At 60.3% G+C, this 14202-nt stretch carries 14 protein-coding genes; 2 read left to right on the top strand and 12 right to left on the bottom strand.

Annotated features, from left to right (window positions below; genetic code table 11):
• Nucleotides 1-540: 540 nt before the first annotated feature.
• Genes J1G34_RS13515 through J1G34_RS13555 form a run of 9 tightly spaced genes read right to left on the bottom strand, consistent with a single transcriptional unit; the run spans nucleotide 541 to nucleotide 9182 of the window.
• Nucleotides 541-1623, bottom strand: coding sequence for a protein-glutamate methylesterase/protein-glutamine glutaminase (locus tag J1G34_RS13515; protein WP_065888289.1), 1083 nt, complete (start codon nucleotides 1621-1623; stop codon nucleotides 541-543).
• Nucleotides 1586-2119: a chemoreceptor glutamine deamidase CheD gene (cheD, locus tag J1G34_RS13520; RefSeq protein WP_065888288.1), complete on the bottom strand. Its 534-nt coding sequence runs from the start codon at nucleotides 2117-2119 to the stop codon at nucleotides 1586-1588. Before cheD ends, J1G34_RS13515 begins: the two co-directional genes overlap by 38 nt.
• A complete protein-coding gene (locus tag J1G34_RS13525; protein WP_065895561.1) occupies nucleotides 2116-2925 on the bottom strand; it encodes a CheR family methyltransferase in 810 nt (269 codons plus the stop codon). Before J1G34_RS13525 ends, cheD begins: the two co-directional genes overlap by 4 nt.
• 9 nt (nucleotides 2926-2934) lie before the next feature.
• Entirely contained in the window at nucleotides 2935-3474 is a 540-nt protein-coding gene (locus tag J1G34_RS13530; protein ID WP_065895560.1) for a chemotaxis protein CheW, read from the bottom strand.
• Between the two features lie 35 nt (nucleotides 3475-3509).
• On the bottom strand, nucleotides 3510-5168 hold the full coding sequence (locus tag J1G34_RS13535; protein ID WP_065898265.1) for a methyl-accepting chemotaxis protein: 1659 nt from the start codon (nucleotides 5166-5168) through the stop codon (nucleotides 3510-3512).
• A gap of 29 nt (nucleotides 5169-5197) precedes the next feature.
• Entirely contained in the window at nucleotides 5198-7237 is a 2040-nt protein-coding gene (locus J1G34_RS13540) for a chemotaxis protein CheA (RefSeq protein WP_222994187.1), read from the bottom strand.
• Nucleotides 7238-7279: 42 nt separating this feature from the next.
• Nucleotides 7280-7567 carry an STAS domain-containing protein gene (locus J1G34_RS13545; RefSeq protein WP_065888283.1) on the bottom strand — a complete coding sequence of 96 codons (288 nt, stop codon included), beginning with the start codon at nucleotides 7565-7567 and terminating at the stop codon, nucleotides 7280-7282.
• 22 nt (nucleotides 7568-7589) lie between these two features.
• On the bottom strand, nucleotides 7590-7958 hold the full coding sequence (locus J1G34_RS13550; protein ID WP_010446480.1) for a response regulator: 369 nt from the start codon (nucleotides 7956-7958) through the stop codon (nucleotides 7590-7592).
• A gap of 9 nt (nucleotides 7959-7967) precedes the next feature.
• On the bottom strand, nucleotides 7968-9182 hold the full coding sequence (locus J1G34_RS13555) for a methyl-accepting chemotaxis protein (protein WP_222994188.1): 1215 nt from the start codon (nucleotides 9180-9182) through the stop codon (nucleotides 7968-7970).
• A gap of 257 nt (nucleotides 9183-9439) precedes the next feature.
• On the opposite strand from J1G34_RS13555, the gene J1G34_RS13560 reads away from it, so the two are divergent.
• Nucleotides 9440-10468, top strand: a complete 1029-nt coding sequence (locus J1G34_RS13560; protein ID WP_222994189.1) for an alpha/beta fold hydrolase — start codon at nucleotides 9440-9442, stop codon at nucleotides 10466-10468.
• Between the two features lie 161 nt (nucleotides 10469-10629).
• Nucleotides 10630-10821 (top strand): hypothetical protein, encoded by a 192-nt coding sequence (locus J1G34_RS13565; RefSeq protein ID WP_130138723.1) that lies wholly within the window; start codon nucleotides 10630-10632, stop codon nucleotides 10819-10821.
• Between the two features lie 132 nt (nucleotides 10822-10953).
• Here J1G34_RS13565 and J1G34_RS13570 read toward each other — a convergent pair whose 3' ends face one another.
• The 3 genes from J1G34_RS13570 to J1G34_RS13580 form a co-directional block, all read right to left on the bottom strand.
• Entirely contained in the window at nucleotides 10954-11286 is a 333-nt protein-coding gene (locus J1G34_RS13570) for a hypothetical protein (protein ID WP_065895555.1), read from the bottom strand.
• A gap of 219 nt (nucleotides 11287-11505) precedes the next feature.
• Complete coding sequence (locus J1G34_RS13575; RefSeq protein ID WP_222994190.1) at nucleotides 11506-12852, bottom strand: OprD family outer membrane porin; 1347 nt, start codon at nucleotides 12850-12852, stop codon at nucleotides 11506-11508.
• 244 nt (nucleotides 12853-13096) lie between these two features.
• Nucleotides 13097-14200, bottom strand: a complete 1104-nt coding sequence (locus J1G34_RS13580; RefSeq protein WP_122461731.1) for an alpha/beta hydrolase — start codon at nucleotides 14198-14200, stop codon at nucleotides 13097-13099.
• Between the last annotated feature and the right edge of the window lie 2 nt (nucleotides 14201-14202).

Below are 14202 nucleotides of genomic sequence, written 5' to 3' on the forward strand. Positions count from 1 at the left end.
TGCTTACTTTTGCGCTTTTCAAAAGTGAGCCGCCGTCAGGGCGGAACCCTAAGTGGCCGTTACCGCAGAAACGGATATGTACTCGGTCTGATCCAACATCCTGGTCGGCCCCGAGGCCGCCATCGGGGGCAAGCCCCTCCCACATTTGAGCCAGGATCGACACAAAATTCTGGTCGGCTCTGAGGCCGCCATCGGGGGCAAGCCCCCTCCCACAGTTGGGCCAGGATCGACACAAAATTCTGGTCGGCTCTGAGGCCGCCATCGGGGGCAAGCCCCCTCCCACAGTTGGACCAGGATCGACACAAAATTCTGGTCGGCTCTGAGGCCGCCATCGGGGGCAAGCCCCCTCCCACAGTTGGACCAGGATCGACACAAAATTCTGGTCGGCTCTGAGGCCGTCATCGGGGGCAAGCCCCCTCCCACAGTTGGATTGTGGAGCATCCGTAAATAGTCATAGGCTGCTCCCTCCCCCAGCGTCGCACCAAAGCTGTGTAGACACCTAGGGTGCCACGGACGATCAAGGCAGCCTGGAACTCACGTTCACTTATGCAAAATCGCCCGATGAATATCCCCCAACGCCATGATGCGCTGGGCGGCATTGAGCTTGATCGCCTCCTTGGGCATGCCGAACACCACACAACTGGCCTCGTCCTGGGCCACCGTGGCGGCGCCGGCGTCAAGCATCTCCTTGAGCCCGCGCGCGCCGTCGTCGCCCATACCGGTCATGATGATGCCCGTAGCGTTCCTGCCAGCGAACCTGGCCACCGAACGAAACAGCACATCCACCGAAGGCCGGTGCCGGTTGACCAGCGGCCCGTCGATCACCTGAGCGTGGTAATAGGCGCCGCTGCGGGTGACCATCAAGTGCTTGCCGCCAGGGGCAATCAGGGCCAGGCCGGGCAGGATACGGTCATTGTTGCGCGCTTCGCGCACCTCGATCTCGCAGACGCTGTTGAGACGCTCGGCAAACGAGGCGGTGAATTTTTCCGGCATGTGCTGCACGATCACCATGCCCGGGCACACCCGCGGCAGTGCCGTCAGCACCGCCTCCAGCGCCTGGGTGCCACCGGTGGAGGTGCCGATGGCGACAATACGTTCGGTGGTGTGCGCCATGGCCTGGCCATTGGCGGCGGGCAAGATTGCATCCGCACTGAGCTTGCCGGCCGGTGCCGGTAACGGCGTCACGCTGACGCTGCGCTTTCCCAGGTTCCTGACGTTGGCATTAGCCGCGGCACGGATCGCCGCCACCAACTCGGCCGCCGACTCGATCAGAAAACTCTTCAGGCCGGTCGTGGGCTTGGTAATGATTTCCACGGCACCCGCTGCCAGCGCCTGCAGGGAGGTTTCCGCGCCTTTTTGGGTCAGCGACGAGCAGATCACCACCGGTGTCGGCCGCTCGCTCATGATTTTCCTGAGAAAGGTGATGCCGTCCATGCGCGGCATTTCTACATCCAGCACGATCACATCCGGCCATTCCCGGGCGAGTTTGTCCATGGCGAAAATCGGGTCGGAGGCGGCCCCCATCACATGGATATCCGGCGTGTCAGCGAGAATCGCCAGCAGTACCTGGCGCACCACGGCCGAGTCATCGACCAGCAGCACACTGATTTTTTTGGTAGGCATCTTGTTGAAGTGTTCCCATAGGTTGGTGCCGGACCCAGACGTTGCCGTTCCACAGGTCGAACATGATCGTGCGGTAACCGGTACTGCCCATGTCCTGGGCCGTCAGGTGCAATTGATAGCGCTCGGCCAGGGCCAGCGCCGCGCGAATATTCAGGCTGGCCACGTCGTGGGTCGGCAGGCGGCGCTGGTGATCGGGAAACATCTCGCCGCCGCCGAACAACTTGACCTGGTAATCCTGCGCCCCCGTGCCATTGGCCTGGGCGTGGCGCAGCAGCAGTTCCATGGCTTCGTCGCCATAGCGGCCGTCCAGGGGCTGATGATTGCGCAGGCGCCCCGGCAGCATGAAATGACACATGCCGCCGATCCGCCGTTGCGGGTGCCAAAAGGTGATCGCCACGCAGGAACCGAGCAAGGTGCGCAGGCGCGTCGGCCGTGTCGCAAAGCTGACCTGGCCAGGCGCCAACACCACTTCGCTCACACCGACTGGTTTTTTCATGGCTTGCGGTAAATCGACGGCGCCACCAGCTTCAAGGTGTCGTTGACACCGTTGAGGCTTTCCGAATGGCTGATGATGAAATAACCGCCGGGCTTGAGCAGCGGCAACAGACGCGCGACCACCTGGCTCTTGGTCTGCTGGTCGAAATAGATCATCACGTTGCGCAGGAAGATCACCTCGAACTCGCCCAGGGCCGGCAGCGCTTCGTTCAGGTTGACCTGCACAAAATTGACGCGGTTGCGCAAGGCCTTGTCGATCAGGAAGGTGCCCTCCTGGCGGCCAATGCCTTTGAGGCAATACTTGGTCAGCAGCGGCTGGGGCAGCGTCGCGGCGCGCTCCATGGCGTAGTGGCCGTTGCGCGCCTTGGCCAGCACCTGGGTGCTGATGTCCGAGCCGATCACTTCCCAAGGCGTGGTGCCCAGGCCCTCGGCCAGGGTCATCGCCAGGCTGTAGGGTTCTTCGCCCGAGGAACTGGCCGCGCTCCACACGCGAAATACCTTGCCCGGCGCGGCCCCGGGCAGCACCTGCTGGCGCAGGAAGTCGAAGTGCTTGGGCTCGCGAAAAAAATAGGTTTCGTTGGTGGTCAGCAAATCCAGCGCAACCTGCAGCTCACCCTTGCGTTGGTCACTCATGATCAGCTTGAAGTACTCGCCGTAGCTGTGCAGCTCGTAGTGCTTGAGGCGCTTGAACAGGCGCCCGGCCACCAGGGCTTTCTTGGCCGGCGACAGGTTGATGCCGGCCGCGCGGTACAGCCAGCTCTGGAACTGGCCGAATTCACGATCGTCGATGGAGGCGGTATCTGGCATGGTCGGGACTCAACGCGGATCGAGGTCGAGGGCCGCCGCCTGGCCGTCCTCGGCGAGGCTGGACATCTCATCGATGGACAGCACCTTGTCCACCTCCAGCACAATCACGAACTTGCCGTCGACCTTGGCCATGCCACCGATGAAATCGGCGCGAATCCGCGCGCCGAAACTGGGCGGCGGCTCGATCTGCGCGGCGGGGATCTCCTGCACGGCGGACACGGTGTCGACCAGCAACCCGATATCCTGGGGCCGGCCGTCGTCGGTATTCGCCTCGATGATGATCACGCAGGAGCGCCGGGTGATGGCCGAGTTGGCCCGCCCGAAGCGCGCCGACAAGTCCACCACCGGCACCACCGCGCCGCGCAGGTTGATCACCCCGCGCACGAACGCCGGCATCATCGGCACCACGGTCAGGCTGCCGTATTCGATAATTTCCTTGATGCCCAGAATGCCGATGGCGAACATTTCACCGCCGAGCATGAAGGTCAGGTATTGCGCGTCCTCATCCACCGCAACCGCGGTATGCCGAGTCGTCATCACTGCGCCCATGTCACTCTCCTTGTAGGCCCGTATCGATCGTGGGATCAGAAGCGGGTGAAGTCCGATTCGTCAGGTGCGCCGGCCATGTTGTAGGCGAAGGCCTTGCGCGGTGCCTGTGGTTTCGGGCGCGGCGGCTGACGGCTGGGCTTGCTGCCGGGGCTGTCGACGCCGCTGCTTTGAACCGCGGACTTTGGGGTTGAATCGAGCACGAAGAAGCTCATGGCTTGCTGCAATTGCTCGGCCTGGCTGCTCATTTCTTCGGCCGTGGCCGCCAGTTCCTCGCTGCTCGACGCATTTTGCTGGGTCACCTGGTTGAGCTGGGTCATCGCGGTGTTGATCTGCCCGACACCGGCGGCCTGTTCTTCGGAGGCGGCGCTGATTTCCTGCACAAGGTCGGACGTTTTGTTGATGGACGGCACCATTTCGTCAAGCAGCTTGCCGGCCTTCTCAGCCATGTCCACGCTGCTGGACGACAGCTCGCCGATTTCCTGGGCCGCGACCTGGCTGCGCTCGGCCAGCTTGCGCACTTCGGCGGCCACCACGGCGAAGCCTTTGCCGTGCTCGCCGGCCCGAGCGGCCTCGATGGCGGCGTTGAGGGCGAGCAGATTGGTCTGGTAGGCGATGTCATCGATGATGCTGATGCGTTGGGCGATTTTCTTCATCGCCACCACGGTCTGCTGTACCGATTCGCCGCCTTCGGTGGCTTCCTTGGCGGCCTTGCTGGCCATGCCATCGGTGACCTTGGCATTCTCGGTGTTCTGGTTGATGCTGGCGCTCATCTGCTCCACCGAGGCGCTGGTTTCCTCGACACTGGCGGCCTGTTCACTGGTGGCCTGGCTCATCGATTGCGCCGTGGCGCTGACCTGTTCGGAGGCGCTGGCAAGGTTATCGGCGGCGTTACGCACTTCGCCGATGATATGCGCCAGCTTGCCGACCATGTTGCGCATGGCGTTGAGCACCATGCCGGTTTCATCCTTGGCACCCGGCTCGATGTGGGCATTGAGGTTGCCTTCGGCCAATTGTTCGGCGGCGGTTGCGGCCTGCCTCAACGGGCGGGAAATAATCCGGGCGATGAATACCGCCAGGCCCAGGCCGATCAACAAGGCCGCGACCAGTACCGCGCTGATCGACAGGCGTGCGTTTTCATACAGCGCCGAGCCCTTGTCACCCGCAACCGTCGCACCGGCATCATTGATCTCGATCATTTTTTGCAGGCGGCTGGTTACCTCATCGAAATGCCCCTTGGACTCTCCCCTGAGCAAACCACGTGCCTGGACTTCCTGGTTCTGCCGGGAAAACTCGAGCACTTGCTTGCTGCTCGCCAAGTACGCGTCCCACGCACTTTTCACGCTGGCCAGCAGTTGGCGATCTTCGTCGTTCGACAGCAACTGCTCGTAGGTGCCCATGCGGGTGTCGAACTGTTGGCGCGCGTCGGCGGCCTCACGTTCGGCCTGGGCCTTTTCCTCGGCGATGTCGGTCGCAAGGTGGCGGTTTTCTTTCAAGCGATAGTTGGCGGCAAAAAAACGCATGCCGGCCGCTGCGCGCATGGAAGGCATCCAATTGCCCCTGATGTCCTGGGCCGCCTGGTTGACGGCGCCGAGCTGGAGGATGGCGAAGCCACCCATGGCCGCAGTGAGCGCCAGGACCACCAGGAACGAGCTGATCAGCTTGGTGGAAATTTTAAGATCGTAGAACCATTTCATCGGGGAACCTCCATGGAATTGCTTATGCGTCAGCGAGCGACGACCGGCGGCGATTGAGGCGCCTGGGGCGTGCGGGCTTCCAGTTGTACGAGTTGGTTGAGCAGTGCCGGTACATCCAGGATCAGGGCCACCGCGCCGCTGCCCAATATGGTCGAGCCGCTGATGCCGCGCAGCGCGCCGAACAGCTTGCCCAACGGTTTGATCACGGTCTGGAACTCACCGAGCAGGTCATCCACCACCAGCCCGGCCTTGTGCTCGGCGTAGCGCACCACCACCACGTTCTGGCGCCGTGCGGCCGGCCCTTCGTGGCTGAAGTGTTCACGCAGGTCCACCAGCGGCAAGACCTCGCCACGCAGGTCCAGATAGCCGTCGTCGCGGCTGGACTGGCGCTGGCGTTCATCCAGTTCGATACATTCCTGGACCATGTCCAGGGGAATCACATAGGTGGATTGGTCGATGCCGACCAGAAACCCATTGATGATCGCCAGGGTCAGCGGCAAGCGGATGCGCACCACCGTGCCCTCGCCGGGGCGGCTGTCCAGGTCGACGGTGCCGCGTAACAAGGTGATATTGCGCTTGACCACGTCCATGCCGACGCCCCGCCCGGACAGGTTGGTCACCGCCTCGGCGGTGGAGAAACCCGCTTCGAAGATCAGGTTGTAGATCTCCTGGTCGGTCAGCACCGCGCCGCTGGCCACCAGCCCGCGTTCCTGGGCCTTTTGCAGGATGCGTTCGCGGTTGAGCCCGGCGCCGTCGTCGGCGATTTCGATTACGATGCTTCCGGAGTCATGGTAGGCATTGAGGCTCAAATGACCCTTGGTCGGCTTGCCGGCCGCCTGTCGCGCATCGGCGCTTTCGATACCGTGGTCCATGGCGTTGCGCAGCAGGTGCATCAGCGGGTCGCCGATTTTCTCGACCACGGTCTTGTCCAACTCGGTGTCCGCACCGCTGATGCTCAGTTCGATGTCCTTGCCCAATTCCTGGCTGATATCGCGCACCACACGGCGAAAACGGTTGAACGTGTCACCAATGGGGATCATGCGCAGGTGCAGGGCGCCATCGAGGATTTCTTCCACCAGCGCCGATACCGTCGAGGTCGCCTCTTGCAAAGGGTCGTTGTTACAGGAGCGGGCCAGCAGGCTTGAGCCGGCACTGGCGATCACCAATTCGCCGACCAGGTTGATCAGCTCGTCGAGCTTGTCGGCGTTGACCCGCACGTAATTGCCGTCGCGGGGTTTCGCTTCGCTGGCTGGCGCAGAACGCTGCGGTGTCGCCGCCACAAGGCTCTGCTCTGCCTGGGTGACCTGGTCGCCGGCGGCGACCGCCGTGCTGCCGGGCGCTTCGTCGACCGCACTGATGTGCACCTCGCAGTCGTCACGCACAAAGTCGAACACTTCGTTGAGGGTGGCGTGACTGGCCGTCGAACGCAGGTCGATCTCGAACCCCAGGTAGCAGCTTTCCGGGTCCCAACGGTCCATGGGCGGGATGCTGTCGGTCAGGGTGGTGACCTGCAGCACCTGACCCAGGGTCTCGAGGTAGCGCAAAAACGACAGCGGGTCCATGCCGTTACGGAACACGTCGACGCCGAAGCGCAGGGAGAGGTGCCAGAGCACGTCGACCGTCGCGTCGTCGGCCACCTCTGCGGTTTCGACGCCGGCAGCGGCGGTTCGCATCGGCTGATAGGCACTCAGTGCCTCGCGCAATGCCTCACCGCGCTCCAGCGCTGCAGGCGTCGGCGCCTCACCGCGGTTGGCGACCACTTCGACCAGTTCGAGCATGTGGTCGCCGCATTTGAGCAGCAGCGCGATCAACGCGGCGTCCACCGCTACCTTGCCTTCGCGCAGGCGGTCAAGCACGTCTTCGACGATATGCGTGAACCCCACGATCGACGCCAGACCGAAAAGGCCCGCCGAACCCTTGATGGTGTGTGCGGCGCGGAAAATCGCGCCGATGGCATCCTGGTCGCCGGGCTCGCTTTCCAATTGCAGCAGGGATTGCTCCATGGCCTGCAACAGCTCGCGTGCCTCAACGATGAATGTCTGCTGTGCCTGATCGAGATTGATGCTCACCTGGACTGTCCTTGTCGATCAAAAAAACATGGGAAGTGGCGACTACAAGCCTGCGCTACGGCACAGTTGCAGTGCGTGCATGACCGCCTGGCTTTGGCCGGTCACACTCAAGGCCGTACCGGCAACGCCCGCCTCACGCTGGACCACTGCGAGCAACTGCAAACCGGCGCCATCCATCTCCGTGACCTGCGACAGATCCAGCTCCAGGCGGGGAGTCGCGCCGATCCGGGGCAGCAGCGCAGCCGCCAGTTCCGCTACGGTGTAGATGGTCAGCTCGCCGTCGATGCGCACGCAGGCAGTATCGTCGACTGTTTCAGTGGTAATCGGCATGGGAGCCTCCCTGGCGCCGGGATCAAGGCAGGATCAGTTTAGACACTGCCGCCAACATCTGCGCCGGCTGGAACGGCTTGACCACCCATGCCTTGGCGCCGGCGGCCTGGCCCTCGGCCTTCTTCGATTCCTGGGACTCGGTGGTCAGCATGATGATCGGGGTGAACTTGTAATTGGCCAGCTTCTTGACCTCCTTGACGAAGGTGATGCCGTCCATGTTGGGCATGTTCACGTCGCTGATGATCAAGTGCACTTTCTGCCCGGTGAGCTTGCTCAGGGCATCCTTGCCGTCGCTGGCCTCGATGACGTCGTAGCCGGCGCTTTTCAAGGCGATGCCGACCACTTGCCGCACGCTGCTGGAGTCGTCGACCACTAATACATTCTTTGCCATGATGTGCTCCTAAAAGAAGGTGATGTCTTGAGAGTTCTGCTGCGCGGCCGCCGCTCCGTGATGGAGGCGCCGTTGCTCGTCGGTGGCATAGGTGGCTTCCATCCGCTCGAGCCACTGCCGGGCATCGACGCCCACCGCCTGGTCCGGCGCCTGGCTGGCTTGCAGGAGGTGGTCATGCAAGGCCTGCATGTTGTCTCGCACGTGGCTGAGGATCTGGCTGACCCGGTCCTGGAATTGCAGGCTGACCAGCACTTCGGTCATCTCATCACGGATGCCGTAGCTTTCCTGCTTGAGCAGGTCGGCAGAGTCGGCCAGGCGCCCGGTGATGTTCTGGAAGCGCTCGAGTACGCGTTGAATGCTGTTTTCCGACTCGGCCACCGAGTGGCTGTCCTGGTCGGCACTGCTGGATGCGGCCTGCACCAATTGCGTGATGGCGTTATTGATGATGTCGACCTTGGCCGACATCTGCTGGCCGGTTTCACTGGATTTGTTCGACAGGCTGCGCACCGCGTCGGCCACCACCGCAAAGCCGCGCCCTGCCTCACCGGCACGCGCCGCCTCGATGGCTGCGTTAAGGGCCAGCAGGTTGGTCTGCGCGGCAATCGCCGCCACGTCGGCGGCCATGGCGCGCAGTTCCTTGGTATAGGCGGTGAGGCTGCGGACCTGGGCCAGGGTCTGGTCACGGCTGGTCTGAGTGGCCTTGAGCGAGTTGATCACCTGGCTCAGCTCGCTGTCACTGCGCGCCAGCACCTCCAGCGCGCCATCGGCGGACTGCCCGTCCAGTTCGCCGGCAGCCTGCTGCGAGGCCTGTACCGTGTCCTGCAATCGCGTGGCGATCCCGGTGAAACGGTTGGCCAGGCTTACAATCGCTTCTTCAGTCTGATGCCGCGAGCTTTCCACCTGCTTGGCCCAGATCGGCATGGCGCCCAGCAACACTTCATCGAGCTGCGCGCGAGAAGCCATGCCGTTGTGCGCTGCGTCCACCGTTGACTGATCCGCCTGGGCCCGCGATGTCGTGCGCAACACCGCCTTGCGCTGTGAACCGGTGCTCCAGGCACAGGCACCGAGCCCCACCAGCACCAGTACCGCACACGCCACCAGGTTGGCCGTGGAGGCTGATTGCACCAGCAACCACACCACGGCAGGCACTACCGGGATAAGAGCAAACCAGCAAAAACGCGGATGACCAGGAAGGGTAATGCGGACGGATTGACGCTGGGTCATGAGTTCGATCCTTGAACAGTGTTGCGGATATAGGCGACATAGGGGTTATCTGCCCACTCCCTCTCAACTTTAGAATCCTTATGTGCCTTCCGTCTGTTTTATGACCATTGGATGACCGGCCTGGGCGTCCGAGCGCCTGTGCGCTGAACAAAAACGGAATATGGTGTGCGCGCAACATGGAACGAACCATGAAGCCTGCCGCTCACTACAGTGTGGCCGCTTTGCGTTCATCAGCCGACGTAGCATGAGGAGATACCGTGTCCACTTCCAAGCTGACCTCGCGTGTTCTCACTACCCCCCGCCATACGACGCACTATGTAGAGATGGGTCCGGTCGATGGGCCATTGATGGTGTTCCTGCACGGTTGGCCGGAACTCAGCCTGATCTGGCGCGCACAGATACAAGCGTTCGCTGCACAAGGCTGGCACTGCGTTGCACCCGACATGCGCGGTTATGGCCGCTCTTCCGCGCCCGCGCTCACTGGTGCCTACACCCTTGAAAACATCGTGGCCGACATGGCAGAGCTTCATGACCATCTCGGTGGCATGCCCGCCATTTGGGTGGGCCACGACTGGGGCAGCGTCGTGGCGGGTGAACTGGTCGCCCATGAACCTCAGCGCAGCCGGGGTGTTGTATTGATTTCGGTGCCGTACTTCCTCACCACTAACGCCTTGCCGACGCTCGTCCCACTGGTTGACCGCTCGATCTATCCGGCGGACACGTATCCGGACGGCCAATGGGATTATTACCGCTACTACACCACGCACTTTGCGTGTGCTGTCGCTGATCTTGATGCGGATAAAGCCGCATCGCTGGCGTCGATTTATCGACGAGGCGACCCGGCGAGTATCGGCAAGGTTGCAGCCAATGCCGAAGTCACCCGCAAAGGCGGGCGATTTGGCCAAGCGCACCGGGCTCCCCTCACCCAGCCAGACCTGGCGCTCTGGCCGCAGGCAGACTTCGCCGAATTGGTGCGCAATTTCCAGGCGCAGGGTTTCCGCGCGCCCTGCGCATGGTATTTAAACGACGATGCCAACATTGAGTATGCGCACCGCGCGCGCAACGGCGGCCGCTTGGCATTGCCAGTCCTGTTTGTGAACGGCGATTACGATCAGATGAACACCATCAACGGTAATCAGCTGGGCGATCCAATGCGAGCGGCCTGCGCAGATCTCACCGTGACCCGCCTGCCCGGCGGGCACTGGTTGCCGGTGGAGTGCAAGATAGAACTGGTTGAAGCCATACGCTCCTGGTTGTGCAAGCTTGACCTGGTCGCCCGGCCTTGAAAGATCGCTCCTACACCTTCGCCAAACACTTCCGACAGCCCCATCCGAAAAACCCAACAGTCACGAAAAATGACGAGCCCTTTTCCAAAAGAGACGTTATGTATTCAGCTGTTCAGGGCAAGAAGCCCACATTTCCATTCATCTCATGAAGAACCTGGATCATGCTGAATACTTCGTTTTTCCCCTCACTGCTTACCGCCCTCGGCACAGCCCTGCGCCCCCAACAGCTCAGCCGAGAGGAAGAGCGACTGATCCGCTACTACCGTTTATTGTCAGAACAGGATCGTGAAACTGTGCGCTGTCTGTTCTTTGCGATCAAGGAAACCAGCCGAGCCGAACAGCGGAAGCGGTAGGCGGTGACACAGGTATCTGTCATGAACAATCAAGCACCTGCGGGGTTGGACACGTTACCGGGAGCCTGTCGCCTACACCAACTTGACAGCGACCCAACGCGGACCATAAAGCACGACAGAGGTTTGACGCATTCAGCTTCCTGTATTGACGCCCGCCTCGCCATCACGCTCTATCGACTTGACTCCGCGTATGCCACGTAACCTGCGCTCAAGTTGGTCAGGATCGTCTGACTTCGACGTTTTGACGGCAAATCCGCCAAGGTCTTCATACATGAACAGAACTTTTCCGCCGGCTTTATTGATTTCATGCTCGATCAGCGTGCGCTTCAGATGGGTATTACAATCACATAACACGATGAACGTTGACTGCGCGTATGACGAAGGCGTCTTTATTTGCGTCGCTCCAGCGTTGAGCGACGAGACGGACAATACGCCTGCAATCAATATTAAAAGCCAATATTTCATAGCCGTAGCACTCCATTTCAAATACGCACGTTATAGACAGTGGTGTTACAGAGACGAACCCGAAAACTTTCTATTCGACCCAACTGGGCGCGCGAAAATGGCCATCCGTTTCGTCGATACCTTAGCGAATCAGCGGGAGTCGGTTCCGAGAGCTGTTATAGGCCTCGGGTTCTAACGACCTCCCCCCGCTACCGAACGCAACTTCTCCTCCGGTTGGCGTTACATGAAGTTGTAGGTGTAATCGAAAATAAGGCGGGTTTGATCGGTATTGGATCCCCCCGAGCCGTCACCTCGATACACACCGTGTCGCAGCGTTGCGCTCAGGTTTTTCAGCGGTCCTTCCTGCACGGTGTAAGCAACGCGCATGTCGCGTTCCCATTCAGAATGATCACTGCCGTTTTTCACGTCTTTAATGTCATCACCGTGCAAGTAGGCGGCGCTCATTTTCAAACCGGCAATGCCCACGGAAGCAAAATTGAAGCTGTACTGGCCGAATGTCGTATTTTCCCCGGCACGGGCGAACTGATTGATCATGCTGTTGGTGAACAGGTAGAAATCCGACCCGCCCTGTCCCTCGTTACGCCCACGGCTGTCGGCGATGCTTCCATTATTGACCCACACAAACCCGCCATCATCACTCACGCGCTGATGACCGACCATAATGGAGTGACCACCGAGGGCATACGTAAACATGGCACTCCATGTCCTGTTGGAAACCTCACCTGCATCTTTTGCGTAACCACCATTGTTGTTGAAGCGATAGCCCGCCTGGCCATTCTTGCCATCGGAGTTGCTATCGAAGTAACGCAGGTCGGTTTTCAGGGTTTGATCATTGCCAATCGGCACCAGATAAACGAGGCCGAGGAAGGTTTGATTGTAAAAATCCTTGAGTTGAGCGTGATAGGCTTGAGCGGTCAAGTTCCTGGTGATTTTCCAGTCGGCGCCCGCGAACTGGAAACTGTTGGAGTCCTTTGTCGCGCCGGATACAGAGAGTCCGGAACTATTGCTGGAGGCACGGCCAACAGCGTCCGTGATCTTGCCAACGTTCAGCGTTACATCATTGAATACTTTGGACGTCAGCATACCGCCCTGGAAAGTCTGCGGCAGCACACGACTTTCGCTGGCATTGAGAATCGGCAGTTCAGGACTTAGCGCATTGCCCACCTTCAACGTTGTATCCGCGAGTTTGACCTTCACGTTGGCGCCCGCGCGACTCCAGGTCTGTTCAGCAGAGCCATCCGAGTCGCTTGGAGAAAACGTATTTTTATCCGGATGATGCCCCCTGCCCCCATCCAGATGAATCCCCGTGAGCACTTGAGCGTCCACGCCCAGGCCAATCGTGCCCTGGGTATAACCCGACGCATAATTGAAGAGCAGCCCCTGGGCGGCTTCCTTCTGATCCGCACCACCGGCGCGGTTGTCATTATTGAAATACATAGTGCGCGAGCTGATGCTTGCCTTGGACCCAGAGATAAAGTCGCCTGCGCCTGCTGCTTCGCCGGCATATACGCTGAACGAAGATACGTTGGCGAGTGCAATGGCCACCACCAGAGTTTGCTTGTTCATACTGCCCCCAAATAGTGTGTCAACGGACGTGTTTTATTAATACCGCAGCGATAAGCGGCGATTTTTTATAGTTGAGTTGGTTCGCGGGTCAGCCCATCAATGCTGTTCACTGACGGGTCACCCCGATATTAATCAAACGTCCAGGACTGTCTGACCTGTTGACTAACAGTATCTAAACACGGACTGTCTTATTGACGCGCTGACTCATAGAGCGCTATCAAAAGACTCTTTGAGTTCGCGCCAGTTATTTAGCGCCGGTTATGACCGGACAGGTCTTGGGTGTCGGTTGGTCAAACAATACGGCCATCCCGCAGTTGGACGTAAACATTTTCAAATTATCGTGGCCGACGCCTGGCACTATCACAACCTTCTGTTTCAAGTGCGCCGGGTGCCGTTTTTTCATGTAATCGAAATAAGAGCGTCCTCGCGCGAGCCGATAAGGCCCCTGTGCCATACCCGCGCATGAACGATCGATGAAGTGCTTGTACGGGTCTGTGTCTGCTTCACCGAGCAGGTAGACGACATTGCGCGCGGCATAGTCGGACTCCAGCGTTTCCACATTCTGCGACGACACGTATTGCGGAGCATCCTTGAGTTGATATTTCCATTTCGTCGCTTCCGGGCACGCACCACCGGCGATAGCCTGGCTGTCGGGCCGCTCGTCACTGAAGTACAAGTAGCTGGATGGATTGGCAACCACGTAGCGAAGATCGATATGGGCACGCGCCAATATCGGATCGGCGCGTCCCACCACGGCATAACGTTGCAGAATCTGCGCGCCGGCCGAGTGCCCCATCAACACCACGCTGGACAGCGCCGGGTACTGACGTTTATCGGCAAAATGTTCGAGCAACGCGTCAAGCGCCGCAAAGGAACTGAGGGGTACAGGGCCGACCGCCGGCTCTCCGCCTTTCCAGCCCTCCTGCGTCCATGCCAGACTCCGGGCAGGCAGCGAGAAGGCTTTCACATCCGCAGCCGTTAGAAATTGCGGGGCAACCATCATTGCCCCTTTACCCAGCGATCCAGCGCCGGCGAGGATCTGTTGACCCGTTGCGAAATAGGTATCGGCGTTTCTGAGGGTGCCATGTATGACGATAAACACGTTCGTGACGTCCGGCGCGACCGCGTTGATATCGCCACTGGCAAACACCGGAATCAAACCTTCACCGCTCGGGCCACGGACGAGCAGTTGTTGATTGCCCACTTTTTTAACCGGTGCATCCAATACGGCGTCAGCGTTGGCGACCACCGTTTTCGGCGGTAACTGCTGACATCCGTACAGTGCGATGGACAAGGGGACACACAGCAGAACACCTTTGGCGTTCTTTAACGTTTTTATTATTTTCATCA

Origin of the sequence: Pseudomonas sp. Wu6, from assembly GCF_019891515.1 — a bacterium.
Lineage (GTDB): Bacteria > Pseudomonadota > Gammaproteobacteria > Pseudomonadales > Pseudomonadaceae > Aquipseudomonas > Aquipseudomonas orientalis_A.

Bases quoted from the DNA above. Each gene is read 5' to 3' on its own strand.
- J1G34_RS13515 (WP_065888289.1), bottom strand. From the start codon at position 1,623: ATGCCTACCAAAAAAATCAGTGTGCTGCTGGTCGATGACTCGGCCGTG.
- cheD (WP_065888288.1), bottom strand. From the start codon at position 2,119: ATGAAAAAACCAGTCGGTGTGAGCGAAGTGGTGTTGGCGCCTGGCCAG.
- J1G34_RS13525 (WP_065895561.1), bottom strand. From the start codon at position 2,925: ATGCCAGATACCGCCTCCATCGACGATCGTGAATTCGGCCAGTTCCAG.
- J1G34_RS13530 (WP_065895560.1), bottom strand. From the start codon at position 3,474: ATGGGCGCAGTGATGACGACTCGGCATACCGCGGTTGCGGTGGATGAG.
- J1G34_RS13535 (WP_065898265.1), bottom strand. From the start codon at position 5,168: ATGAAATGGTTCTACGATCTTAAAATTTCCACCAAGCTGATCAGCTCG.
- J1G34_RS13545 (WP_065888283.1), bottom strand. From the start codon at position 7,567: ATGCCGATTACCACTGAAACAGTCGACGATACTGCCTGCGTGCGCATC.
- J1G34_RS13550 (WP_010446480.1), bottom strand. From the start codon at position 7,958: ATGGCAAAGAATGTATTAGTGGTCGACGACTCCAGCAGCGTGCGGCAA.
- J1G34_RS13555 (WP_222994188.1), bottom strand. From the start codon at position 9,182: ATGACCCAGCGTCAATCCGTCCGCATTACCCTTCCTGGTCATCCGCGT.
- J1G34_RS13565 (WP_130138723.1), top strand. From the start codon at position 10,630: ATGCTGAATACTTCGTTTTTCCCCTCACTGCTTACCGCCCTCGGCACA.
- J1G34_RS13570 (WP_065895555.1), bottom strand. From the start codon at position 11,286: ATGAAATATTGGCTTTTAATATTGATTGCAGGCGTATTGTCCGTCTCG.
- J1G34_RS13575 (WP_222994190.1), bottom strand. From the start codon at position 12,852: ATGAACAAGCAAACTCTGGTGGTGGCCATTGCACTCGCCAACGTATCT.
- J1G34_RS13580 (WP_122461731.1), bottom strand. From the start codon at position 14,200: ATGAAAATAATAAAAACGTTAAAGAACGCCAAAGGTGTTCTGCTGTGT.